Source organism: Nocardia sp. CDC159 (genome assembly GCF_023740735.1).
GTDB classification, from domain to species: Bacteria; Actinomycetota; Actinomycetes; order Mycobacteriales; family Mycobacteriaceae; genus Nocardia; species Nocardia pulmonis.
Window position 1 is genome coordinate 101,689 of record NZ_JAMRXH010000019.1, and the last position, 24,340, is coordinate 126,028.

Annotated in this window: 27 protein-coding genes; 5 read left to right on the top strand and 22 right to left on the bottom strand. The window is 67.3% G+C overall.

The annotated features are described in order from the left end of the window. Positions 1-23: 23 nt before the first annotated feature. The 10 genes from NDR87_RS31460 to NDR87_RS31505 form a co-directional block, all read right to left on the bottom strand. Entirely contained in the window at positions 24-1,271 is a 1,248-nt protein-coding gene (locus NDR87_RS31460; RefSeq protein WP_251917395.1) for an SGNH/GDSL hydrolase family protein, read from the bottom strand. Positions 1,272-1,273: 2 nt separating this feature from the next. Next, a complete protein-coding gene (locus tag NDR87_RS31465) occupies positions 1,274-1,780 on the bottom strand; it encodes a hypothetical protein (RefSeq protein WP_251917394.1) in 507 nt (168 codons plus the stop codon). Positions 1,781-1,791: 11 nt separating this feature from the next. Next, entirely contained in the window at positions 1,792-2,592 is an 801-nt protein-coding gene (locus NDR87_RS31470) for a hypothetical protein (protein ID WP_251917393.1), read from the bottom strand. Further along, a complete protein-coding gene (locus NDR87_RS31475; RefSeq protein WP_251917392.1) occupies positions 2,592-3,695 on the bottom strand; it encodes a hypothetical protein in 1,104 nt (367 codons plus the stop codon). Before NDR87_RS31475 ends, NDR87_RS31470 begins: the two co-directional genes overlap by 1 nt. Positions 3,696-4,084: 389 nt before the next feature. After that, positions 4,085-4,414: a hypothetical protein gene (locus NDR87_RS31480; protein WP_251917391.1), complete on the bottom strand. Its 330-nt coding sequence runs from the start codon at positions 4,412-4,414 to the stop codon at positions 4,085-4,087. Between the two features lie 8 nt (positions 4,415-4,422). Beyond that, a complete protein-coding gene (locus NDR87_RS31485; RefSeq protein WP_251941266.1) occupies positions 4,423-4,782 on the bottom strand; it encodes a hypothetical protein in 360 nt (119 codons plus the stop codon). Between the two features lie 74 nt (positions 4,783-4,856). Beyond that, complete coding sequence (locus tag NDR87_RS31490) at positions 4,857-5,291, bottom strand: hypothetical protein (protein WP_251917389.1); 435 nt, start codon at positions 5,289-5,291, stop codon at positions 4,857-4,859. After that, the gene (locus NDR87_RS31495; RefSeq protein ID WP_251917388.1) at positions 5,288-5,614 is read right to left on the bottom strand and encodes a hypothetical protein; all 327 of its coding nucleotides are present in this window, start codon (positions 5,612-5,614) and stop codon (positions 5,288-5,290) included. Before NDR87_RS31495 ends, NDR87_RS31490 begins: the two co-directional genes overlap by 4 nt. Positions 5,615-5,617: 3 nt before the next feature. Further along, positions 5,618-6,358: a hypothetical protein gene (locus NDR87_RS31500; protein ID WP_251917387.1), complete on the bottom strand. Its 741-nt coding sequence runs from the start codon at positions 6,356-6,358 to the stop codon at positions 5,618-5,620. A 99-nt stretch (positions 6,359-6,457) separates the two neighbouring features. Continuing rightward, positions 6,458-8,536: a major capsid protein gene (locus NDR87_RS31505; RefSeq protein ID WP_251917386.1), complete on the bottom strand. Its 2,079-nt coding sequence runs from the start codon at positions 8,534-8,536 to the stop codon at positions 6,458-6,460. A 218-nt stretch (positions 8,537-8,754) separates the two neighbouring features. Here NDR87_RS31505 and NDR87_RS31510 point away from each other — a divergent pair, with 218 nt between their 5' ends. From NDR87_RS31510 to NDR87_RS31520, 3 genes are all read left to right on the top strand, one after another. Continuing rightward, complete coding sequence (locus tag NDR87_RS31510; RefSeq protein WP_251917385.1) at positions 8,755-9,291, top strand: hypothetical protein; 537 nt, start codon at positions 8,755-8,757, stop codon at positions 9,289-9,291. A gap of 95 nt (positions 9,292-9,386) precedes the next feature. Beyond that, a complete protein-coding gene (locus NDR87_RS31515; RefSeq protein WP_251917384.1) occupies positions 9,387-10,823 on the top strand; it encodes an AAA family ATPase in 1,437 nt (478 codons plus the stop codon). A gap of 108 nt (positions 10,824-10,931) precedes the next feature. Further along, entirely contained in the window at positions 10,932-11,465 is a 534-nt protein-coding gene (locus tag NDR87_RS31520; RefSeq protein WP_251917383.1) for a Uma2 family endonuclease, read from the top strand. 299 nt (positions 11,466-11,764) lie between these two features. On the opposite strand, the gene NDR87_RS31525 is transcribed toward NDR87_RS31520, so the two are convergent. From NDR87_RS31525 to NDR87_RS31535, 3 genes are all read right to left on the bottom strand, one after another. Then, entirely contained in the window at positions 11,765-13,963 is a 2,199-nt protein-coding gene (locus NDR87_RS31525; RefSeq protein WP_251917382.1) for a phage minor head protein, read from the bottom strand. Continuing rightward, on the bottom strand, positions 13,960-15,753 hold the full coding sequence (locus NDR87_RS31530) for a hypothetical protein (RefSeq protein WP_251917381.1): 1,794 nt from the start codon (positions 15,751-15,753) through the stop codon (positions 13,960-13,962). Before NDR87_RS31530 ends, NDR87_RS31525 begins: the two co-directional genes overlap by 4 nt. Before the next feature lie 103 nt (positions 15,754-15,856). Next, positions 15,857-16,825, bottom strand: coding sequence for an SAM-dependent methyltransferase (locus tag NDR87_RS31535; protein WP_251917380.1), 969 nt, complete (start codon positions 16,823-16,825; stop codon positions 15,857-15,859). Positions 16,826-17,218: 393 nt separating this feature from the next. Here NDR87_RS31535 and NDR87_RS31540 point away from each other — a divergent pair, with 393 nt between their 5' ends. Beyond that, positions 17,219-18,580: a hypothetical protein gene (locus tag NDR87_RS31540; protein WP_251917379.1), complete on the top strand. Its 1,362-nt coding sequence runs from the start codon at positions 17,219-17,221 to the stop codon at positions 18,578-18,580. Next, entirely contained in the window at positions 18,577-19,161 is a 585-nt protein-coding gene (locus NDR87_RS31545) for a GNAT family N-acetyltransferase (RefSeq protein ID WP_251917378.1), read from the top strand. The genes NDR87_RS31540 and NDR87_RS31545 overlap by 4 nt, the downstream gene beginning before the upstream one ends. 143 nt (positions 19,162-19,304) lie before the next feature. On the opposite strand, the gene NDR87_RS31550 is transcribed toward NDR87_RS31545, so the two are convergent. From NDR87_RS31550 to NDR87_RS31590, 9 genes are all read right to left on the bottom strand, one after another. Then, positions 19,305-19,595, bottom strand: coding sequence for a hypothetical protein (locus tag NDR87_RS31550; RefSeq protein ID WP_251917377.1), 291 nt, complete (start codon positions 19,593-19,595; stop codon positions 19,305-19,307). Positions 19,596-19,915: 320 nt separating this feature from the next. After that, positions 19,916-20,152: a hypothetical protein gene (locus tag NDR87_RS31555; RefSeq protein WP_251917376.1), complete on the bottom strand. Its 237-nt coding sequence runs from the start codon at positions 20,150-20,152 to the stop codon at positions 19,916-19,918. Beyond that, on the bottom strand, positions 20,145-20,549 hold the full coding sequence (locus NDR87_RS31560; protein WP_251917375.1) for a hypothetical protein: 405 nt from the start codon (positions 20,547-20,549) through the stop codon (positions 20,145-20,147). Before NDR87_RS31560 ends, NDR87_RS31555 begins: the two co-directional genes overlap by 8 nt. 62 nt (positions 20,550-20,611) lie before the next feature. After that, positions 20,612-21,007, bottom strand: coding sequence for a hypothetical protein (locus NDR87_RS31565; protein WP_251917374.1), 396 nt, complete (start codon positions 21,005-21,007; stop codon positions 20,612-20,614). Positions 21,008-21,125: 118 nt separating this feature from the next. After that, positions 21,126-21,287 carry a hypothetical protein gene (locus tag NDR87_RS31570; protein WP_251917373.1) on the bottom strand — a complete coding sequence of 54 codons (162 nt, stop codon included), beginning with the start codon at positions 21,285-21,287 and terminating at the stop codon, positions 21,126-21,128. An 85-nt stretch (positions 21,288-21,372) separates the two neighbouring features. Further along, entirely contained in the window at positions 21,373-21,639 is a 267-nt protein-coding gene (locus tag NDR87_RS31575; RefSeq protein ID WP_251917372.1) for a hypothetical protein, read from the bottom strand. A gap of 77 nt (positions 21,640-21,716) precedes the next feature. Continuing rightward, the gene (locus tag NDR87_RS31580; RefSeq protein WP_251917371.1) at positions 21,717-22,022 is read right to left on the bottom strand and encodes a DUF1360 domain-containing protein; all 306 of its coding nucleotides are present in this window, start codon (positions 22,020-22,022) and stop codon (positions 21,717-21,719) included. 100 nt (positions 22,023-22,122) lie between these two features. Beyond that, a complete protein-coding gene (locus tag NDR87_RS31585; RefSeq protein ID WP_251917370.1) occupies positions 22,123-23,730 on the bottom strand; it encodes a terminase large subunit domain-containing protein in 1,608 nt (535 codons plus the stop codon). Positions 23,731-23,885: 155 nt separating this feature from the next. Continuing rightward, the gene (locus NDR87_RS31590; RefSeq protein ID WP_251917369.1) at positions 23,886-24,257 is read right to left on the bottom strand and encodes a helix-turn-helix domain-containing protein; all 372 of its coding nucleotides are present in this window, start codon (positions 24,255-24,257) and stop codon (positions 23,886-23,888) included. Positions 24,258-24,340: the final 83 nt, after the last annotated feature.

The following is a 24,340-nucleotide window of genomic DNA, read 5'->3' on the forward strand; positions in this document are numbered from 1 at the left end:
GTAGCTACGGGCGGCGCAACCGCTCAGTCCGGCAGCGCTGCGAGCAGCACGTCACGCATGGCGATATTGCCCAACCAGGAGGGGTGGATCGAATCCGGGGTGTACTGGTCGACAAGGTTCTGTGCGGACGTGCCCCGCGTCGCGCCGTCCCAGTCGATCACTTCCGAGCAGAACGTGGGATACGAGGATATCCATTCGTTGAACGTCAGACGAACCGCGTCGCCGGTCGCGCCGCGAGCCAGGTTGGTGGCCATGTAGAACTTCGGTGACAGGCCCAGGGTGGACTGGATGTAGTTCACGATGGTGGTCACGTCGGCCTGCATGTTCGCCAGCGTCCGTGATGCCTGACTCCAGTCGTTCGATCCGGCCGACAACAACACCTCGTCGACGGGGTGGGCGGTGATATCGCGGCGCGTCCACAAGTAGTTCGTCGCGGGGGAGGTAGCGAAATGCACGTAGCCGACACCGGCCAGCGACAGATTCACGATGATGCGGCCGGTCCGCGCGGCCCATTGTTCGACAGCGTTACGCCACAGGCTGGTTGAGCTGAGCGAGGAGTTTCCCCCAGCGATGCCTTCGCTGATCGAGTCGCCGACCACAACGCACACCTTGCGCCGAGTGGTCGTGGTGTATTCGATTTTCCAATCGAACGGGATGTAAGTTTGGGTGGCCCCGCTCCCGGCCGTGCCCGGGGTAGTGCCGGAGGTGCTGTTGCTCCACCACCAGGCCCGACCGGCACCCGTCTGGAGCGAGGTCAAAGAGCCGAAGGTATAGCCCACGCCCACCAGGAACTCGGTGTCCGCGGTGAACAGATCATCGGCAGAAAATCCGTTCGCGACCGACACCCAGGGCGAAAAATAATAGCCCGTCCCCGACGAACCAGGAATGGTCTGATCGGTGGATACGATCGTCGTAGCGGTCCCGCCGACGAAGTCCCCGGTTTCGCCCCATGTGCCGCTCGTCGACCGGGCGTGTTTCCCAACGATCAACTTTTTCAGGGTGGCCGAATTCTTGGCCCCGGCGCTGTATTCCTGATTTCGCAGACCGATCCGCCATTGGTCCACGTTGCACGGCAGCTTGACGACGAATCGGTAGCTGCCCGCGGTGCCAGCCGAAAGCGTGGTGGCCACGCTGCCGCCAAGCCCGCCGTTGCTGTGGGACAGCGTCATCGTCCGCTTCGGGGTGTAGAGCTGCTGGTCATAGAGCACGTCGGCGTCGGCCAGTTCACGGACGACTCCGCCGGATATGACCAGCGGTAATTTCGATGCCACGGTCAGGCCAGAACGATCGGCGGCTGTGCCTCGAAATTGAAAGCCGTGGCGCTGGTTGCGACGCCGACCACCTGCACCACCTGCCCCGAGCCGGAGGGCGCGGTAGAGGTGGCCTGTCCCGGTGTGGTGGACAGGAACAGCTTCCCCGGGGTGAGGCCGGTCAGCCCGGCGTTGGTGCCCTCGCTGTATACGTCCGCGTTGTTGCCGGAGGTGACCGCGGCGAGAACGAATCCGTGTGCTTCCTTCCCGGCGGCGGACGCGTCCGCTTTGCGTACCCGCGCGCTGCCGCCGACATCGTGAATGTTCACCAAGTCGTTCGCCGCTAGGTTTTCCGATGCCTGGATGGAGTTCACGTCGGCACCGAACCCGGTGGGCATCATGTTGGCCGCCAGCTTGCCGTTGCCGTCCAGGGCGGGGATCTTGCCTGCGCTGCCCGCACCAGCGGACGACACCGTGGCTTCTCTTTCGGTGATCGTGCCCGCGTTGTTGTACAGGTATTTGTCGGCCATGACTTTTCCTCCTAGGTGAGCGCGATGCTTGGCAGGCGATCGACGAACACGGTGTCCGCCGCGGTCGCGGCGGCAAGCTGGGTGAGAAACGCGGCCGTAGGGCCGGTGGGTGCGGACTGGGTCAGGCTCCCGCCGATGCCCAGGAAAACCGGTCCCGGCGTCCAGGCCCACGATGATTCGGTCATCTGGCCGAACATGACGATCTGAACCTGATCGCCCATCATGGCGGCGGCGGCGGTGATCCCGATCGGCAGCGCCATATGGGTGGGGTCGTCACAGCTGGCATACACATAGGTACCGTCCGGGAGCTGCACCACGGCCCGATGCCCCGACAGGGCGGCCCCGGCCGTGCCGGTGACGATGACGGTTCCGGCTCCGCTGCCGGGCGGCCCGGGGGGTCCGGGCGGGCCGGGCACGGGTACCGCCACCGCGCCGCTGTCGGGCAGCGGCACCGCGGCGACGTACCCGAACCCGCTGGCGTGGCACGACCCGATCAGGACGGGACCCTCCAGCCACACCAGTGGGGCAGCGTCTTGGTAGTCCAGCCACAGCTGGCCGTGCGCGTTCAGCGGGATCTCGTTCACGTCGTCGGGCTGCACAGACCACGACATGACCGCGCCGTCGATGTCGGCGGGCCAGATCCGTTCGAACGTGCTGCCGGGCACCGTGATTCGCAGCCAGGCCGACAGCCCCGGCGGCCACGGGGCCGGGGTGCCGGGTGGAGATTGGTATTCCACCCGGCCGGTGAACGTCGCGCCGGGCTGGAGGGTCAGACGGAGCGTGCCCGCTGTCCACCCCAGAGTCAGCGTCATCAGCTGTAGACGCCGCCCGCTTGAGTCTCGGTGACGGTGACAGACGGACTGGTGCCGCCGGTCAGGCCCGCCCCGCTCCCGGTCATCAGCGGCTGATTCACGCCCGCCAGATCACCCACGAACTCGCACGCCCACGGGCCGCTGCCGGTTACGGCGATATTGCCGGTGCCGATGGTCGACAGCGCCTCCAGCGCGGACTCGACCGCGGCGGCGGCTGCGTTGTACGCGATGTTCGCTGTGGTCTGCCCCGAGAAAGTCAGCGTGAATGTGCCGCCCGTGGGGGAGCCGGTCAGCGCGACGGTCTGGATCTCGTTGGACGCGACAGCGTCACAGTCGGGCTGGTCGGGTGCGATGGCGGCGGCGGTGGCACCGTAGTACGGGGACGGCAACACCAGCGGGCACGCGCCATCGGTGACATCGGGCGGCGCGATCGTGGTACGGAACGACCGGAAATGCTGCCCTTGCTTGATCGCGGTGAGCAGGCGGCCCGGGGTGTTGTCCACGTCGGTCGGCATGACGTTGTAGGGGCCGCGTCCCCAGCGGGTCCCGGCCGCGGTGATCCCGGACAGCGTGAACGTGCTCGCTTTCGAGCCGATTTCGACATCGCCGACCTGAGCCTCTTTCAGGACCGGCCACAGCAGATACCCATACGGCAACACGAGGTCACCGCCCGCGCCGACCAGGATGTCATCGGTGGTCGGTACGTCGCACGCGTCGTCGGAGCCAACGCCAGACCACAGTTCGATAGCGACACCGGTATCGGACGGCACTTCCTTTTGATCGGAAAAACCGATCGGCTTACCGTCCCAGGAGGTAACGACCTCCCAATCCAGCAGCATGTTGAACAGGTCGGTGTCCACGCCGCACAGCTCGATCGACAGAGCCCACCACTTTCGTTCGGGGGGCGTGCGGTCGGCCACACAGACGCGGCCTTCGGCGTTGGTCTGTTCGATGTCGTCGGCGTCTCGCATCACCGGCGACGCCTTCAGGGTCACAAAGCCTGAGGTCACGAGCCGCGAGCGCGGTCCGGCCAGGGGCATTCCACACGCATCCACCAGGGTTGCGCGTAGGCGCTTCCCCTTGACGACCGCGAAGTTCGCCACTTCAGCTCTCCTCTATATGTGCATGTCAGAGCGTTTCCGTGGCTGCCCAGGTCCACGCCGCGCACGATAGAGAGCAGGGGTGCAGTAGTCCCACATGCCGGATGTGAGTCCGGACGGACGCCGGACAGCAACCCGTTGTGGGATAGGTCGGGCGACTGGTTGAGTGGATGGTGTCGAGCTCAACGCAATCGGGTGTAGCGAGTCGACGCCGGGCGGCCCTCGTTGTGGTAAGCGGGGGCCGCCAGCTTGTGGCCCGGAGGGACGGGCACGCATAACGTGCCGACCGCCGCTGAGTCGGAGGTCAAGTCTCGGTTAGCCAGCCGACCGGCGGATTTTCGGGCGAAGAATTATTATAACCCGCTTGACCTGCGCGAATAGCGGTTCGAGGGTCAAGTCTTGTTGGGGTTGCCGTTGAGCACGGCCCGCATGGCGGATGCGTCTTGGCCGGTGGACTCGATTTGGCGGATCGCCAGCCACAGCGCATCGGTGAGTTCACTGACGCGACGCGCCAGCGCGTCCACCTTGTTCTCGAGCTTCTCGTTTTCCCGCCGCAGATCGGCCGCGATTTTCTGCGACATTTCCGCGCCCATGTTCGATACGCGTGCGGCGATTTCGGCGTAGTCGGCGGACTTCAGTCGGCGGGGGCGGCGGGCGGCGACGGCCTGGACCAGGGAGACGAGAACGGCTGACACCCCGCCACTGACCAGGATTGTTGACACATCAAATATCATGCTCGGACTTCTTTCACCAGGCGGGCCATCTCTCGCGCCCGCCGTAGATCCCGCGTCAGCAGAAGCACGGAATGCGCGGTCATCGCCGCCCCCGACCATGCGGCGAAGCTCGCTCGTTCGGCCCATGTCGATTGCAGGACAGCGACCACAAACGCGGCTGTCGCCGAAGCTGCCCCCGCCTCAGCCGCGATCTGCACCCATATCCCGCTGGGGTGCCGACGCAGCAGGAAGCCCAGCAGCAACAACAGCGGGCAGCAGATGAGCAACCCCGTCCACATGCCCGCTGCTATCGCTCCCATGGATTGCGCGACGGCGGTCGGCGGTGACCCCAAGATCAGACTCTGGATGCCCGCCACCAAGTAACCCGCGTACAGCACGGCCTGGTACGGGCGTACCGATTCTGAGTCGATTGCCCTGACGAGTCGCCGCCTCATTCCGTTTCACCCTCCCTGGGCACGTGCGGGGGTGACACCAGCCGCTGCACATACGCCGCGCCAGCAGCGATTCCGGCACCGAGCGCCGCCCCGGCCACCGCTTTCCAGTCACCGCTACTGGCCCAATCGAATCCGTCGCCGCTGATCGCCCCGGCTACCGCGAGCAGCACGGCTACCGCCACTGTCGCCACCGCGCCCTGGACCGCGGTGCGCTGCGCACGCTCCCGCGCGTCCATCTTCGCCGGGACCGCCGCCGCCGACCCCGGCGCGGGCAGCGTGGCCAGGAACTCGGCGAACTGCTGACGCGCCGCGGCGTGCACGTCAGCGCGCGCCATGTCTGCCGCGTAGGCGATGTGCGAGGCGATCTCCTCGCGTAGTCGTGCGATCACCTCATCCGCAACGAGGTCCACCACGTTGCGGGGATTGGTCACGACGCACCGGCAGGATCAGGCGACGCCGTTTTCCTGCTGGATCGGGCACCCGAGCGGCGGGCGGTTTTTTCCGCGGCCGGAACGGCATCGTCGGCCGGGGCCGGATCGTCCGCCGGTTCGTCGGCCGGGTCCGGGATGAACCCGGCGGCCTTGGCGATCTCCACTGGCACCTGGAAGCCACGCCCGCCCGTGGTGACGGTCCGCACCTGCCGCACCCGGTCCGGCCCGGCAGCGGCCAGCAGCGCCTGCGCTACCTGCCCATGACCGCCGCTCAAGGGGCGAACGATCGCGATGTCACCGCGAATCTCCGTGTTTGCCTTCATAATTCACGCTCCAATCGTTACCGCTTCGGTCCAGCATTCCCAGGACACGAGCACTTCGCGTTCCGCTACCGATAGCCGCGCGTTGTGGGGGTAGTCCGGGCCGTGGGTCATCGACACCGGGCCACGGTGCACCGTCACCGGTCCGGTGGCGACGATGGTTTCGCCAAGATCGGCATACCCCGCGCCGAACGCCCACCGGTGCCCCATCGGGCTCACCAAGTACGCGCCGGACCGGGTCACCAACTGCGCGGCCTGTACCGCCGCCGCCAGATGCGGGGCGGCGTGCAGCACGCCTGTGATCCCGAACTCTGCGACGGTTTCCTCCAGTGCCCCGACCGCCGCCACCAGCCCAGCTACCGTGGCCGGTGCCCCGGCCGCCGTCAGCAGTCGCGTCGTGAGCTGCTGCTCAACTCGCACCGGCTCGTGCAGCCGCAACAGCTGTTGCGCCCGCTGGGCCGCTTCGGTTTCCGGCACCAGTGCCGAGCAGTTGTCATCGGCCCCGATCACATCCCCGGTGAATGGGGTGTCGAGCCAATCAGTACGCGGTTCAGTGCCTTTTGGTGATGGATCGGGCTGTTCCGCCTCGCAGGCGATCGGCCACACCCAGCTGGGGCCGCAGTTCCAGGTGTCGACCACCACGCCGTGCGCCAGCCGCGGCGGGTCCCCGGCGTCGATGATCGTGGCCGCGGTGTAGAGGCCGCCGCCGGACGGATTGGCCAGCGGTGGCTTGTAGACCTCCACCATTGCCTCCCTTCGGGATTGAGGGGTCCGGCCGGGGCGGGTGAGTGTGGGCAGCCACCAGGGACATACTCACCCGCCCCGAACCGGAGATCAGGGCCGAACTCAGTTCGGCGCGCCCGCCGTGGTCTGCGCGACCGTGATATCGGGATCGGTGCCGCCGGTGAACGACCCGGTAGCGGTGATCAGCGTGACATTCGTTCCACCGAGCAGGCCCTGGAACGTGACCACGTACGACGTGCCCGGAGTTCCGGTCACCGCGACGTTGCCTGCGCCGATGGTGGGCAGGCCCGCCAGCGCGGACTGCACCGCGGCCAGGCTCGCGTTGTGTGGCAGCGCGGGCGTGGTCTCCCCGTCGTACGACATGGTGAACGTGCCGCCGGTCGGGGAGCCCGAAATGGTCGCGGTCTGCACCTCGTTGGTGGTCGCGGTGCAGGTGATCTGTTCGCGCGCACCCACAGAGCCGTTGGCGCACAACGGCACCGTCACCATTTCCGAGACACGGCACCGCTTGTCCACCGCGTACTCGTCCTCGGTGAACAGCTCCATGTATCGGTTCTTCTGGAGCATGGCCTTGTCGTAGAGGGTGCCGACCTCGATCACATTCTCCAGATGCTGCACGAACGCACCGGCCGGGTACAGCAGCGCCTGCACGCTGGTGGGCCACCGCACAGACGCGGTGGGCAGCTGCTGCCAGTGCTGCACCCACTGCATCCGAATGTTCTTCGTGGACAACCACGAGTCGATTTGCTGATCAGTGATGCCCTTGACATCCACGCCCTGCTGCAACGCCATGTCCGCCTTCGCGACCTCGAGCGCCCACGCCGGGGCTACACCCTCGATAACGGCGTCATTCGCGATGCGCTCTTGCTGACGAATCAGCGTGGCCCGCAGCGACAATCCGTTGAGGAACGCGCCCGCCGCGCCGACCGCACCCGCCGCCGGGATGGTGTACGGCGTCGACATCGCGACCATGTCCAGGATGCTCCACACGCTGACCTTGATCAGGTGCGCTTTCAGGACCTCCTGAAGGAACCGCTCCACCGCTTCGGGAAATCCGCGCTTCTGGAGGATGCCCGCGGTCACGCACAGGCCGATGGCCTCGACCTGGATCTCCTCCCATTCCACGCAGGGGATTTCGATACACGGCTTGGTCACCACCGCGGTGCCGTCCGGATTGGTTGCCACCAGCTCTTCCTCGGTGAACCGCCACGGCAGCGTGTTGTACAGCTCGCTGAAATCCGGTTCCTTCGGCCGCCGCTGCCCGCCCCGCGGCCCGAAATTCGCCGCCGGGAGCGTCAGCAGACCCGATGCGGGGGTCACGTCGCAGAACGTGTAGATCGTCTCCGGGACGGCGCAGTGGCCGCCCGACGCAACGAGCGCGCCGTCACGGTCGAACCGTGCGCCGCGCCACTCGGTCGAGCGCACCAGCTCATCGATACGGTGTCGCAGCTCCTCTTCGCTGCCCACGTCGATCTGATGGCTAGCCCCGAACCCGCGATCCAGCGTGGCCAGCGACAGCGGCACCATGCTGCCTCGTTCCCGATGCGGTGCCCGGTTGGCGTGCACACGAGTGCCGACCGCCATGGCATCGATCGACAGCGCCAGCTCACGGAACCCCACGGGGCCGTCCACGAACTTGGGCACCTGCGGGCGCATCCGGAAACCGATTTCGGGCGCAGGCGGCGCGGCAGCAGGACCCCGGCCGCGCCGGGCTCCCAGACCTCGGAACGACGGCGGCGGCGCGCTGGCAGCGGTCACCGGGGCCGCTGCATCGGCGACGACCTGTTCGGCTTCAGCGACCACCGCCGCCGCATCCACCTCGTCCGCACCGGCGGAATCGTCGGTGCCCGAATCGGCGTCTGCGTCCTCGTCGGTGTCGGTGTCGGCGGGGTCCGGAGTGGTGGGTGCGGTCTGTGCCCGCTCGGTGCGGGCCTGGATCAGGGCGCGTGCCTCCTCGGCGCGTGCCTCGTCCTGCGCCCGCAACTCGCTGATACGCGCGCTGAGGGCGTCGGCGGCAGCGTTGAGGGCCTTCATGTCCTCCAGCGTTTCCGCGCTCACGGTCGCGTCGTCCTGACTCGTCGCGGCGGTCAGCTCGTCGAACTCGCGTTCTGCCGCCGCCAGCAGCGCGCGAAGCTCTTCCTGCGACAGCGCCGCGAGATCCGCGGGCATGGTGAACTTCATGGGGGTTTTCCTCCCGGGCATGGGTCGATTTCCGGGAGGCCCGCAGCCATACCCCGTCAGAAAGAAACCGGGAGGCCCGCAGCCATACCCCGCTATCTGCCGCGAACCGTAGAACGAGGGGGTGCACTGCCCGTAGCATCACAACGCGGGCGCAGGGGCACACATACGCGGGTCATCCCCCTTTTCGCCCTCACTCCGCGGAAGGGAATTCTCTCGTCGTGTCATCTGTACGTATCGTTGCTGCCGCATGTGTCGTCGTTGGCGCGCTCGGTCTGACCGGCTGCGCTGCCGACCGTGCCGCCGATCCGCCCACCTCCACACCGATCCAGCTCACCACCGGCGCGTCCAGCGCCGCCGCCGCGGTTACCGCGTCGGCGGGCGGGGTGTACGCGCCGATGGACACCGGCCGGAGCCAGAGCGGGCTGGAAGGGTTGATCTTGTCGGTGGAAGACACCGTCACCCGATACGGCCCCGCCACGGTCGTCACCTTCCAGGTGATCAACACGACCAGCGCCGTGTGGGACGGCTTCAACTGGCCGACCCCGACCGTGGTCTACGGCGCGGCGGGGGTGCAGGCCGAACACGTCATCTCCCTGAGCGAGGGCTACGGGACCGGTGTGCAGGGCTCGATTCCGCCGGGGTCACGGCAGACGGTCAAGCACGCCTATAAGGTCAGTAAGGCCGCGCTGAATCCGGCGGTGATCACCGCCGGATCGGTGCTGTGGCAAGGCGATTTCTCCACCTTCCAGCGCTGACAGACCGGAGCACCCCCGTTGACTGTACACACATGAGTGTGTACAGTCATGGGGTCGGACGGATTGAACCGTCACCGAGCCGGAAGGAACCGGACATGCCCGCATACACCCCGACTCCCGAGCAAGCCGCGATCATCGACGCGGCCCGCGACGGGCACAACTTGATCATCCAGGCTGGAGCCGGTACCGGGAAAACCAGCACGCTGAAAATGATCGCCGCTGAGATCAGAAGCAAATCGGCTGTATACATCGCCTACAACCGCGCTATCGCGGACGAGGCCGCCGCATCATTCCCCGCCACCGTGCAATGCAAGACCGCGCACGGGCTGGCGATGTCCGCGGTGGGCCGCAAATACCGGCACCGGCTGAACGGTCCCCGACAGCCCGGCAAGCGGGCGGCCGAACTTTTGGGCATCACCCGGTGGCTGGATCTGGGCGTGCAGAAGGTGAATCCGGCACAGCAAGCCCGCATCGCGTTGGAGACCGTGCAACGCTTCTGCTACAGCGCCGATGCCGAGATCGGCGTACATCACGTGCCGCGCCAGATCGGCACGTCGATGGACGACCACCTGGCGATTCAGCGCGTCGTGCTGCCGTATGCGCGGCAGGCATGGGACGACATCCGCAGCACGGACGGGCGGTTGCGGTTCGAACACGATCACTACCTCAAACTGTGGGCACTCACCAACCCCGAGCTGGCGGCCGATGTCGTCATGTTGGACGAATGCCAGGACTCGAATCCGGTTGTGGCCCAGCTTGTGCAGTCTCAGGACCACGCCCAGCAGATCGCCGTGGGCGATTCCGCGCAACAGCTGTACGCGTGGCGGGGCGCGGTCGACGCGCTGATCGAATGGCCTGCCGACCGCCGCCTGTATCTGTCGCAGTCGTGGCGGTTCGGTCCGCGGGTCGCGGAGGAAGCGAACAAATGGCTGTCGCTGCTGAATACGCCGTTGCGGTTGACCGGTAACCCTCAGCTGGCTTCGGAGGTCACGCAGCTGGAGCGGCCGACCGCGATCCTGTGCCGCACCAACGCGGCAGCGATGGGGCGGGTAATGACCCTGCTGAAGTCCGGGATGCGGGTTGCGCTGGTCGGTGGCGGCGGCGCTGTGAAGCGAATGGCCGAAGCTGCGCGCGATCTCCAGAACGGCCGTCGCACAAGTCATTCGGAGCTGTTTCTGTTCGAAACGTGGGCGGACGTGCAGGATTTCGCGGACGAGTCAGCTGGTCGTGACCTGAAGCCGCTGGTGGATCTGATCGACACGCATGGTGTGGACGCGATCGTCAAGGCCGCTGAGGAGTTGAGCGAGGAAAAGCGGGCGGATGTGGTCGTGTCGACCGCGCACAAGTCCAAGGGCCGGGAATGGGCGGATGTGCAGATCGCGGATGACTTCCCGGAGCCAGACCGTGATGACGATGGGGAATGGAACACGGTCCCTGATGCTGACGTGATGCTGGCCTATGTCTCTGTCACCCGCGCCCGGTTGCGGTTGGATCGCGGCGGACTCGGCTGGATCGACCGCTACCTGTCCTGATCGCAACTCCAGTTCGACGGATCGACCCTGTGCGCTCACGGCTACTACTTGACCGACAGCTGCCCCGGCTGCGACCACGCCGCCGATACCTGATGCCAGACTGGGGGTGTGGCGAACCTGCTGTCTCTGGCCGAATGGGATGATCTGCCCCGGGACAGCGGCGCACGGGTCGAGCTGTGCGAGGGTGTGCCGGTCGTGATGCCGCTGCCCACCCGCAGGCACACCCGCGCCGCGTTACGCCTTGCGCGGCAGCTGGCCGGGCAGCTGCCGCCACACCTCGAGGTGCTGGCAGGGTTCGAGGTGTGCACCCGCGGCGGCGACCGGCCGACCGTGCGGGTTCCCGATCTCGTCATCACCTCTACGGCTGGTCCGGCCCAGCGGCTGAGACCGGATGAGGTGCTGGTGGCGGTGGAGATCACCGACACCGACACGCGACGCACCGATACGGTGAGCAAACCTGCCGAGTACGCCGCGGCCGGGATCGCGCACTATTGGGTGGTGGATGTGGCTGGCCCGTCCGCTGAGCTGGTGGTGCATCGGTTGACCGATGGCCGCCGATACGAGACAGCGGCTGAGATCTCCGGTCACTTCGCCACGACCATTCCGGTGCCGATCGAAATCGATATAGACGCGTTGACGTAGCGGCCACGCCGGACCGGGGTCCGGTAGGCTCACCTGTCGGACGCGGGGATTTCTCCGGTGTCTATCACAATGAGACGGACGCCGTTCCGGGCTCCTGGCCCGAGAAATAGTTACCGGGACGGCGTTCCGAAATGGTTTGGGGTTACCCGGATTTCGTGATCGGCGTGACCACGCCGCCGCCGATCTCGGTCAGCTTGATACGGGCCTCGGTCATGGTCAGGTAGGGGCCGTAGCGTGTGCCGTCCATCCCCACCACCTCGTAGGTGCTGGCCTCACCGGTCGACCGGCCGCCGCGACAGTTACATCCCACGACGCGCCGCCGCCTCCCGGATCACATCAGCCAGAATGCGCTGCCGCCGACCCGCTGCCGCGGCCACCAGCCGCCGCGCGGTCACGGCCCGTTCCCGGGCGGCGGTGTGTTCGGCGTACTGCTCGACAGCACGGCGGGCCACCTCGTCCAGCACGGTGCCGGAAACCGGGGGCCGCGACTGACGCGGCGCGAAACTGGCGACCATGGCCAGATCCCCGGCGTGATCCCGTTTCCGGCTGCAAATCGCGAACCCGGGCACATTCACCGCATGGGCCGCGATCAGCTCGGGATGGCCGCCCACGCGCTCCCAATGCCCCGAATGGGGGGTGCCCAGCGCTTGCTTCACCATGGCCTCCGATGCGTGGGGGTTGACGACACCGGACACCCAGATGCCGTGTTCGTCTTCCCCGGCCCGCACATGCGCCCAGCAGGTGGCCACGTCGTCGTAATGGGCTACCGCGGCCCGCATACCGCGCCCGGCCGGGGCGTGGCCGCCGCCGACCGTGAGTCGGCCCACCCGCAGGATCTCGCCGGTGGTGAGATAGACGTGGGACTGGTGGAATTCGGCGTACCCGGAATGGGAGCGGTAGGGGTGCTGGGCGCGGTCCTTGATCGCGCGGTGCAGCGACTCCCACGCGGCCAGATGCCCGACCACCCGCCCGTCCGGTGTGAGGTGGATCGGTGTCGGCTCGTCCAGCATCGGGTTGTCGAACATTTCCGGGTCGAACCGGTCGGGCTCCACCACGGTGGCGGCCACCAACGCGAGATCGGGGGCCGCGGCTTCACTGTCGCTGACGCTGATGGTGGTGTCCCGGAACTCCGGGACACTCACGAGTGTTCCGCCGACGATTTCGACTTTGTCCATGCGCATCACGACCGTGCCGCCGGACCTCCACACCTCATCTGCGGTGTCCGGGGTCAGGGTGGTGCCGTGCTCGTCGACCAGGGTTTCCTCACGCACCACCAGCTCAGCGGACGGGCGGGTGACACCGGCCTGGATTTGCTGCATAGCCGCTTCGGTGTCAGGGCTGTCGAGCAGGGTGCCGGTCGCGATCAGGCCGCGGTTGGTGAGCTCAAGGGCTTCGATAGCGCCGATGGTAAGGCCGCCGTGGTGGCCGGGTTCGTCGCTGGGCTGCCACTTCAGCGCCAGCGGGAGAGCGGTGTCGATCAGAACGGCGGTGGGGGACAGCATCGACATGCCGGAGCGGCCGATCACTCCGGTGGGCATAAGTAGCGCCTCGAATGTGCGGGCCATGGTGGTTGTGCCTTTTCGTGTTGGTGCCGCCGCGGCGGCGGTCGTCCCGGAGTTATCGTGCCCTGCCGGTGCGCGGTCGGCGATGGGAATGACCGCGACCGCGCACCGGCAGTTGACTACCTCGTGCGGTGGCCCGTTCGGGTCACCGGGGTAGTCGAGATCGGCCGCGCCGACACGGAACGCGGCATCGAGCGGGACACGTTGCCCGTCCGCCGCGGTGTGTGTCGGGCGGGTGCGCCCATCGTGCAGCGACATCCACATCTTCTCGTATCCCACCGACTCCCCGGCGGTGGTCGCGATGTGGTGGGCCAGCCGTCCAGCGGCTTGCTGCGCCGCGTTGTAGGCGGCGGTGGCCTCGGTGCGGGCAACGGTGTCAGCGCGGTGGTCCCACCGCGTGCCCGGCCGCACGGTCAGCTCATCAGCGGCCACCTGCCGCAGCTGCGCGACGGTCGCGGTCGTGTGCTGGTCCAGCGTGGTCTGGAGGTCGCGTTGCACGGTGGCGGGAGTGCCTGCCATCCGCTCCCGCACCGCCGCGAGGAACGCTGCGCGCCATTCGGTGAGCATCGGCACAACCCGGGTGGCGTCGGCGGCGTCCACCGGCTCACGACGGCCGGGATAGTCGAACCGGAGCAGGCCGTGCCCAGCGAGCGCGGCGGCCACCAGTCCGTCCAGAAGCTGACCCAGGCCGGGCAGGAACTGCCCGTCCATCTCTTGCGACCACAAGATATAGGCGGCGGCGAGCGCGGCCACGTCCGGCGGAATGACCGGCTCCTCCACCGGCTCAGGCGGCGGCTGTGCCGGTTGCGCGGCGGCGGTGAATACCGGCAGCACCAGACCGCGCGCCGCGACCGACCAGCGGCGATACGAGGACAGCGTGAGATCGCGGATGCGGTGTTCGGTGTCCAGGATCGCCGCCAGCGCCCGCCGTTTCATGGCCGCGCCCCGGCCGCCAGCTGCGCGGGCACCACCGGTTCGCGGGCGGTGGTCAGCGCTACCGCTGCGATCGTGTACACAATCTGCCGCAGCCGTGTCCGGTCGATACCGGCCTCCGCGCACACCTGGTCGTCCGCGAGCTCTTCCCACCCGTCAATAAGCCGCTCAACCTCCGATTCCGCGCACGGCCCAAGCACACGGTGGACATCGACCGCGGACACCTCGCGCAGGCGGGCATGGTCGGAGCGGCCCCGCCGTCGCGCACCGGCGCGGCGTAGCGCTTCGTTGACGCACAGACGGACCACCGCGCGGGCAGCGTTGTCCCGCGTATCCGGGATCGCTGGCGCGTCGATGGTTTCCGGCTGCCCACCCGAAGGCGGGGGCGGCGGCGCGGCGGCAGGCAGGTCAGGCAGGCCCGCGAGCGCGGGCACCAGCATCCGCAGCACCGGCAGTAACTGCGGCAGCAATTGCGGGGTGCGGCGCACCTGGTCGACGGCCCACAGCGCCCACCCGGCCTCGGTGGTCAGGTCGTAGCCGTCCTGGTCCACCGACAGCCCCAGTTCGCGGATGTACGCCTCAGCGTTGACCACACCGTCCTTATAGGCGGTGCTCACCTTGTCCAGCTGGTCGGGTTCGGCCTCGACATCGCTGGCGTCGTACCAGATCACGACCTTGCCCGCGAGATCGGGCGGCAGCATCGGGGTCAACAGCTGCTCGGTCAGGGCCGCGCAGATCGTTTCCATCTCCGGGGCGGCGTGCCAGCGTACAGCCTCTTCCTCGACACCCCACAACGACCAGTGGTTGAGGTCGGCCAACCCCAGCAGGACCTCCGGCGGCATGTCGAGAGTCATGGCCAGCCGCCGGATCGCCTTCTCCTGCGCCGCTTGTGCCTTCTCGCTGACCTCGCTGTCGAATTTGATGTGGCGGATCTTGTCGACGTATTCCCCGGCGACTGTGAGCACGATCGGCACCAGCGCCTCAGCCGATGCCGGATTCTGGATCGCCGTAGACATCGCCTCTTGCAACGCTTTCCGCACTTCATCCGCGGACACAAACCGCGACGGGGGAGGCGGGGGAGGGGGCAGGGTCGGCGCGTCGGGGTCGGGGGTCCCGGTCGGGGGCGCGGTGACCGGCATCGAGATTTCGCGTGGCAGAACGAGGATGCCGTTACCGGCCTGCCGCGACTTGCCCGCGGCCTCGATGTTCTGCTCCATCCGCAGAATCCGGCGCAGGATCGGCAGCGCCGCCTTCACCGGCGACCACGCCAAGCTCGAGATCCGCGGGTCGGGCCGCCAAATCCGAGACAGCGTGTCAACAGCCTTGTCCATCGTGTACTTGGTGCCGTCGTCCAGCGTCAGCTCGACCTGGTCCCCCCGAGACCGGATCTCGTCGCCGGACAGGACGTGCCACTGTTCATCGCCATCGGGGTAGATGATCGCCAACCAGCCTTCGCCGGGAATCATCATCAGCGGGGCCAGCCGGGACAGCATCTGCGCTTGTCCGGCCACACCGCCCGCGATCCGGGCCACGATATCCTTCGCGGCCTGGTTGTCGGTGATGCCGGTGGGGCGGCCAGTGTCGGGGTCGATATCGCTGGCGACCAGCCGGAACCGGGACAGCAGCGCGGTTTTCCACAGCAGCGCGAACGACAGTTCGCCGATGTGGTCGAGCATGTCCCAGGCTTCGGCCTGCCATTTGCCGCGGTCGGCGGGGGGTTTGGTGACCTTGCCCCAGCGCTCAGGGGATACGCGGACGCTGGCGGCGGTGAGCGCCGACACCGACGACACCACGACCGGCTCCCGAGTGCCGGGGCCGGTGTGGTGTGCGCGCCGCGAGTAGATCCGTGCCATCGCGCGGCACGGTAAAGATCAGGGGTGCAGGCAGACTCGGTGTTTACTGCGCCCGTGCGATGGCGGCATCGATGCACAGCGCTGGCGGAGACAAGGGCACACCGAGCCATTCGTGAAGGTCGGTCACGTCGGGCAGCAGGCACCAGCCGTCCATCAGCCCCCTGATTTGGTCACGGGACCGGTAGGTGACCTCCGCGCCGGTGCCTGCGAACTGCGCTGTCTTCGCGATGAAATCGCCGGACGTGCGATCACTGGCGTGGGTGATGGCCAGATAGCTTCCCGGGGCCACCGCTTTCCGCCACGTGGCCAGAATCGTTTCTGGTCCCTCGTTATCGGTGACGAAATGCAGCACACCGACACACAGCACCGCCACCGGCTCCGACAGATCGAGCAAGATGTCATCGCGGATCGTGCTGATAATCCGATCGGGGTCGCGGATGTCGGCCAACATCGGGACCACCCCTGACCCCGGTGCCACCAGCGCCGCGATGTGCGCGCGGACGACCGGGTCGTAGTCGACCGCCACGACCCGCACCGGCGATGCCACCCGTGACGCCCGAAGCTGGCGTTGCGCCACCTCGTGCACGTACGGCTCGATCGGGTATCCGGCCCCGAGATCCACGAACTGGGTGATCCCGGCCCGCGCCGCGCATCGTGTTGCCTCTAGCAGGAATTGGCGACTCGACCAGGCCAGTGTCCGGATCTCCGGCGCGGCCTCCATCATGGTGCGCGCCGCCTCCTGGTCGGCCGTGAAATTGTCTTTGCCACCCAGCAGGTAGTTCATGATGCGCGCCGAATTCGGTTTGTCATGGCTCACCCCCTCCGGCACGCCCCTCATCTCGCCGTTCATACTTCGCGGCTGGAGTCCGGCCGGATTCGCCCAGCTTCCAGCAGCACGAAATACGCCGCCTCTTTGCGTGGGCATTCGGTGCGCAGGCATCCGCGGTGCCGCTGCATCGTCTGGTGCGCCTCTGGAATGCTCATCAGCCCATCGGGCGCTTCGTGCGGCCACCCGTTGGGCCACATGCCTTGATCTGCCGCGCGCGCGTCCTCAGCCCAGATCCGCTCGCGTCGCCGGTCATCGTGAACGCCCACGCTTGAGCGCGTACTCACCGCTCGCTGCGCAGTGCTGCTGTTGTCGCGAAACCAATCGAACCCCACCGTACTCACCTCGCGTGTCCCGTCCTGGAGTTGTTCGAACGGCACCCGCCGCCGGGCGCTACCGAATCGGCCGTGGTGTAACGGCGTCGAGCCGACCGATTCGGCGGGCGCGGCGGCCCGCTGGCTTCCCCGGCGGCGGGGCCTGGCCTCAGCGTTGCGGAAAACCGCAGGTGAACCCAGCCCCAGACCGCCTACAAAACGCCTACAGTTCACCTACGGCATGTTGTCCGCGAAGGGGAAAGCGATGATCATCGGCACCTGGACAGGTAGGGAGGTCCGCATCCTGCGTGAGGTCGCACTCAGAGAGGGGCGTGAGGACTTCTCAGCCAGGATCGGCTTCGGACCCAAGGCGATACAGAAATGGGAGCTGACAGCCTCCGTCGACAAGCCCGTCAAGGGGCGATCGGCAGAGGCGCTGGATACTGTGCTGGCGCAACTGAAACCCGCTCAGCGCGAACGGTTTTGGTCTGAACTTTCCCGCGCGCGGTCGCTGGCGGCCGGGCATCCTGTCCTCAGCGGCACAACCGCTGAACCGGTCCTGATGATCGGCCCGGACCACGAATCCGGTACGGACACATGGGAAGTCGATTACAACGTGAGACGAAGAGAATTCGCGAAATGGGCAGCCGCGGCAGCGGGCGCGATGCTGCTATCCGAAGACCAGGCGCATATCGGCATGAGCGACGTTCAGCGCGTGCTCGCTGGTGTCGAAATGCTGGAAGAACAGGACCAACGTGTCGGCGGCGGCGGCCTCGTCGGACTGGCCGTCGACCAGCTGGACCGCGCTACCCACTTGCTGGAAACGAGCACCTACGACAGCACGACGGGTAGCGCGTTCACCGCGGCGGCCGGAGAACTCGCCGTGCTGTCGGGCTGGCTGGCGTTCGACGCCGACAAACACGATCTAGCCCGCCGGTGCTACGCACAGGCAATGGCATTGGGCACCGAAGCGAACAACAGCGACCTGATCGCCCACACCTGCCTGTACCAGGCCAACCAGTCCATCGCACTCGCGCGATCAGGGAAGGGCAGCCCGTACAAGGCGCTCTCGCTCGTCGGGCGCGCTCGAGACCTGATGAGGGGCCGCCCGCCCGGCCGCATTCACGCTCTGATCGCCGTTCGTGAAGCGCAGGCCCAGGGCGTACTTGGCGACCGCTCAGCGTTCGGGCGTGCGATCGCGACAGCATGGCGGGAGATGGACGCCGCGGCACAGTTCGAGCCCATCGACCAAGTGCCCCAATGGCTCCGGTTCGTCACCCATTTCGAAATCAGCGGCCACGAGGCCCGCGGGTACGGGGCAATCGGAGACACAGACCGGGCCATCGGCTTGTTCGCCGCGGCTGTCGCCGAACAGGCAAGCACCCGCAACATCACCAACATGCGCGCATGGTCGGCCGCGACCCGGGCCGCTGCCGGAGACGTTTCCGGCGCAATCGAGGAAGGTGTGGCCGTCCTGCACGCGCTCACCGAGGTGGCATCCACTCGCACCCTGCGAGTCCTCGCGCCCATCCGGGCGGCCACCGAGGAGCTGACCGCCGGTGATGCCTTCAACGATCAATTCGATTCGCTGGCAGCGGCAACCGCACAGAAAGCCATCACCGCATGACCCACCCCGCACCCGAATTCGAACACCTCACCGCGGAACAGGCGCGCGCGATCCGCGACACCGTGGAAGACATCTACCGCCGGTCCTACGTGGCAGCGATACAGTCCGGTGATCCGTTCGACTCCCCCGAAGAGTTCATGACACGGTTCGATGCGTACACCAGCCGCGGCAACGGTTTCGAACTGGTGCTAGCGCGCATCGACGGCAAGGCTGTGGGCCAAGCCTGGGGGTGGCCGTTGCAGCCGAACGCGCGTTGGTGGAACCCGCTGCGCCTGGACGATCCCAGCATCGACCGCGACGAGTTCGTTGCAGAGACCGGGACACGGACATTCGCGCTCAGTGAAATCATGGTGGACTCGGCATATATCGGCCACGGCATCGCTCGCGCGTTGCACGATGAGCTATTGACCCACCGGCGGGAGCAGCGCGCGACGCTGTTGGTGGAGGCGGAGAACCAGCGGGCCTACGAACGGTACCTGTCCTGGGGGTGGCGCAAGGTCGGTACCGCCCGCCCGAGCTGGCCGGATGCGCCGCTGTTCGATGTCCTGATTCGCGACTTGGGCAGTGCGGGGCTTCGCTGACGAGTTAGCCTGAGAGTGGCGGCGCGGGAGATGCGGTTGCCGGTCCGGGGTTGTGTGGCCGGACCGGGCCGCGCGCAGCTGAACCACGAGTGTGGGCCTGAGCTCTATCCCCTTCGCGCTCAGGCCCACACCCCTTTCACCACCTACTTGCTGTCCGGTGGTGCGTATATCCGGGACAGCCGCCGCGCGTAGACACAGCCGAGAGCGGCGGCCACCGCCGACAGAACGAGCATGAATACGGATTCGGTCCTGGTGGCCAGGCGCGGCTCGAGCATCCACGCGAACAGCGGGACCAGACCGACCGATACTGCGCCCTCGATCATCAAGATGGACGCTACGCTGGCGAAAAAGCGGTACCAGTGGCGGCAGCGCGCGCAGACGCCGCAGGCGCGGGTGGGGGTGCCGCAGGGATTACGACGGGTGAAAGTGGTCATGATCACCTGTTTTTCGGTGGTTCGAATATCCGGGAACACAAGTACCCCGCGCCGCCAGCAAGACCGCCCGCGATGGATAACCCAGCGAGAGTGAATACGGTTGCGGTCGTGCTGATCTCGGTCGGGGGCAAAAGCCACACGAACAGCGGTATCAACCCAGCGAACACGCCGAATTCGATCATCCCGATTGAGGCAATGCGGCTGAAGCACCGATACAGGCGGCGGCAGTGACGGCAGCTACCGCAGCCTCGGGTGGAGGGGCCGCACGGGTTGGAGGGCAGCAGTCTGGACAATTTCACAAGGTTTCTCCTGGACAGGAATTAGTGGCCCAGCACCAGGCAGGTATCGGGGACCCGACCCGACGTGAACAAGGCCGCATACGCGGCTTCGGCCTCAGCACGACGCGCGTCAGCGGCTTGGAGGCCGTCATTCCACGCGTCCCAGTCCGGGCCGTCCAGCTGGCCCGGCTCATGGTTCAGGTAGTCCTGCACCGCCGCGTGGGCGTCGGCCACGCGGCGGGCGGCGGCCAGCTGCTCGGGGGTGTACTGGTCACACATAGCGCACCTGCCGCGCGGTCAGCGTGACCGTGACGTGGAAAGCGCCATCCGGGGTGTCTGCGCCGTGGCGGACCCGTGGCCCGTACGCGCCCACATGATAGGGCAGCTGGACCCCGTCGACCGTGATGGTTTGGGCCTGCCGGTCGATCTCGATGACATCGATATCGGGCCGGGGCTTGGGAGGCTGTGGGGTGCGCTGCATCTTCTGGAGCGCGGCGAAAGCAATGGTGGTGGGAGTGTTGGCCGGGACGATGCGGTCCCCCGCTTTGCGAGCGATGACCCGGCACCCGGCTTTGCCATCGCTGTAGATCGTTTCTACGCGTATCCAGCGGCGGCCGTCGTGGTATACGACGCCGAGTTCGACTATGTCGGGAGTGGGGACATAGCTGGTGGACATTCCGGTTCCTTCCGGCGGTCGTGTCGGCGGCCCCGCGAGTGGGCGGGGCCGCCGGTGCGGGGCTATTCGCTGGGGGCGGACTTCGCCGTCAGCTCCTCGGTCAGCTGCTCGATCATGCGCAGCAGCCGGGCCGCAGAATCGGAGTAGACGACGGCCAGGGTGTGGGCCTTGGTGATCAGGGCCGACAGTGCGTCCAGGTCGCGGGCCAGCTCGTCGCTACCGAAGGGGAACGCTGGGCGGGCGTGCTCCCACCACTCCTCTTCGCTGAGAGGGAGGTGGGGGAGGTGTCCACCGCATCGGATGCTGGTCAGCGTGTACGCGGTGATCCGCCAGTATCCGGCGGCTTCCACAGCGTTCTTGTGGCCGTTGATGGCCGCGTTGAGCGCGGCTCTCACCTCGTCGTGATGGTCGACGGCCTCGTGGTATCCGTCGTGCTCGTCGGTGGTGTGGTCGGTCAAAGTCCGGTTCCTTCCGGGTCGTGGTGACGGTTCGATCCGTCATGGCAGATGGGTTGGTCGCGGGGATCGTCGTTGGCCCCCACTCGCATACGTCGTTGTAGCTGGCCCAGGCGGGTGTTCAGGCCCGCATGTGTTCGGCGGCGGCGAAGTCCGCGATGTCGTCCAGCGTCACCCCCCGTATGAGCAGGTCGACGGGCTGGCCGTCCTGGGTAACAGCGGCGGTGAGACCGGCTTCTGTGAGCGCGAGCAGGTGACCGTAATCGACAGTGAGCCTGGGCATGTCCGGTTCCTTCCGGGGTGGGTGACGGTTCGATCCGTCCAGCTGGATGACCGCCCCGCTTCTGCCGGGGCGGCCGGGCGGGGGGCTAGTGCAGGTTGCCGGGCGTGGTGTAGGTGACCGGCACTACGGTCCATTCGCCGCCGTAGCGGGCCAGCCACTGCTCAGCGCAGGTGCGCGCGGCCTCCGGATCGGTGCACCATTCGGCGACGATCAGGCGCTCCGATTTGGTGAGCCCGTCGCGGTCGCGGCCGACGACAGCGTGTGTGGCCTCGTTGGACCATCGGTCGTAGTCGTCGCTGGTCCCGTCCGGGAATGTGACGTGTGCGGAGTACGGATATCGGGTGCAGGTCATGGGTCCGGTTCCTTCCGGGGTGAGTGACGGTTCGATCCGTCCGACACCCCTAATACTACACACACATGTGTGTATGGTCAATCCCCATCCAGCCGGGCCAGCACCCCCACCAGGTACGACCCCGCAGGCCACAAACCGAACCCCCACCACCACGGCAACCCCGCCACGACAGCGGTCGGCCACGCCAGCGCCGCGCACACCCACCACCCGAAACACCACGGACAGTGGAACAGAAACGCCATCATCGAATCCCCGCCGAACCGATCCACCGCCGCGACCCGCAACGGTTCCCCGACCTTGTCGGTGGTGATGATCCGGGTCAGCCGCGCCGCGGCGAGTACGTACACAACGAGCGCCAGCAGGCACGTCAGGACAGGTGACATAGCCGCGACGGTAGGCGCTGCCCGCGCAACCCCAGTCAGCCGCTTTCGGCATGCTTTCCACGGCCTTCCGGGGCCTTCGCTGCCTTGGACGGGAATAGTTTTATCGGAGCAACCCCGAAGGCAAATCACCCCAACCGGCCGGTGCGGACATCTGCACCCCGTCACCCCCTGCCAGCACGTCATAGGCGATCGTGGCCGCCGCGACACGGTCCGGGCAATGCTGCCCCTCCTGCCAGCGGACCGCGTGCGCCTCATAGGTGGCCAGCTTGTAGGCGACGACCCGGCAGCGGCCCGTGGACGTGGCATTCCGCAACCCCACCGACCGCACCAGCGCATTACCCGTCGCTTTCCACGGGGTGATGTGGAACGGCCGATCGGGTGGCACCGCCACCCCGTCCACCACCCCGCCCGCCGCGGCAGCCTCGACCACGAGATCGGCGTAGGCGCGCCGCAGCAAGCCCGCGTACGTGGTCGGCGCGCTGTATGCCTCGAACACGATTTCGTCCGCGCCGGTGGTGAGCGCGAGCAGACAGGCCCGGCGCGGCCACTCCGCAGACGACAGATGCCCCGACCAGTCATCGGTGAGCATCACCGTGCCGTCGCGGGTCATTCCGGCCGCCATGATTCCCGCCTCGTCACCCTTGCCGGTCTCGGCGGGGTCGACCGTGACCAGGCGACGATGTAGTGGCGGTGCAGCGGGAAGCCGGTAGGCGTCGAACCAGGCCGTGGAGAACAGACCGCCGCCGACCGGGGTCGGCACACCGAGATACAGGGCGGCCCACACGCGTTCGCCGACCGCGCGGCGGGTGCGGTCCCAATCCTCAGGGGTGCGGCCCCGCGCGGACTCCAGGGGGTCACCTTCGGCGCGGCCCAGCGCGTCGGGCACGCCCGAGGTGGCCACGGCCGGGATGTTGATGTGGACCCATTCACGCTCAGCGGGGGGCCGGTCGGCGTCCTGCGCGAGGAGGTGCCCAGCCAGATCCTGCTCATGCCAACGCGTCTGAATGATGATGATGGGTGCGCCGGGCGCGAGACGCGTCGACAGGTCGGCCTGGTAGCCGGTGATCACCTTGGCCCGCTCGGTGGGGGAGTCGGCGGCGGCCATGCCTTTCAGCGGGTCGTCGATGATCAGCAGATCGCAGGCGCGGCCGGTGATGGTGCCGCCCATGCCCACCGCGACCACACCGCCCTGGTGACCGCGGATCTGCCAGTTGCCTTGTGCCCACCGGTCCCCCGCCAGCGACAGCCCCAACCGGTCGGGAAGCGGCACCCCCGTCAGCGGGTCCCGGGCATCAGTGCCGTACGCCAAGATCAGATTTCGGGCTTCGCGAGCGGACCGCCGCGCCAAATCCTCACTGTAGGAGGCAATCAGGATGCGAGAGTCCGGGCGGCGCTGAAGCTGCCGGACCACGGTCCACACCGCGACCAGGGTTGTCTTGCCCTCCTGGGGTGGGCATGTGATCAGCAGGCGGCCCCCGCGGGTGGTGACCGCGCGTTCGATGTGCTCGGACATCATCCGGATAGCGGGGGTGATCACATATGCGGGGTCGATCAGCTGCGCGAGCTCAGCCGGGTGTGCGCACGCTCGTAGCGCGTTGCGGCGCACGGTTTCCTGACCGGCCCACGCGTGGAACGCTGCCCGCTGTTCAGGGGGCAGCCGGTCGGCCAGCTGCATCAGCTGGGTCAGGCGGTCAGCGGTCGCGGTCACGCTCGGTGTCGCTCCCGCCCGGAGAGTCCGGCGCGGTTGGCTCGAACCAACCACCGAGGCTGCCGCGTGGGCACTGGAGTCCTTCCACGCCCCAATGCGCAGATAATGGCGATCGGCAGTTCCGGCATATCGTCTGGGTGTCCAGCTCGTCCATGTCAGGGCCTGTCATCTTCGGGAAACACGGGTTCGATCTTGGGGTTTTCCCGCATCGCCTCCGACACGACGCGCAGCCACATCCCCGGGAACGGGCGATCCTTGGTACGGCCGCGGGTCACCTGCACCCGCAGCGGGCCGCCGCCCGCTTTCTCCAGCAGGTCGGTCACCTGCTGGTCGAAACGCTCCAGCAGCTTGTCCACTTCGGCCCAGATGCCCACGGGGATACCGTTCTGGCCACCCTCCCACCGCTGATAGGACGACAGGTTCCGCACACCGAGCGCGGCGGCCATCTCTTCGCGGCTCAGTCCGAGATAGGCCCGCGACACCATCATGCGCGCGCCGCGACCGAAATCGTATTTCTGGTCCGCCACCAGCGATCCCCTTTTCTGTTCCGTGGCTGCTCCACCTCGAGTTGGTAGGCAGTTGTGGAACCAATGGTGGCACGGTGTGCCGT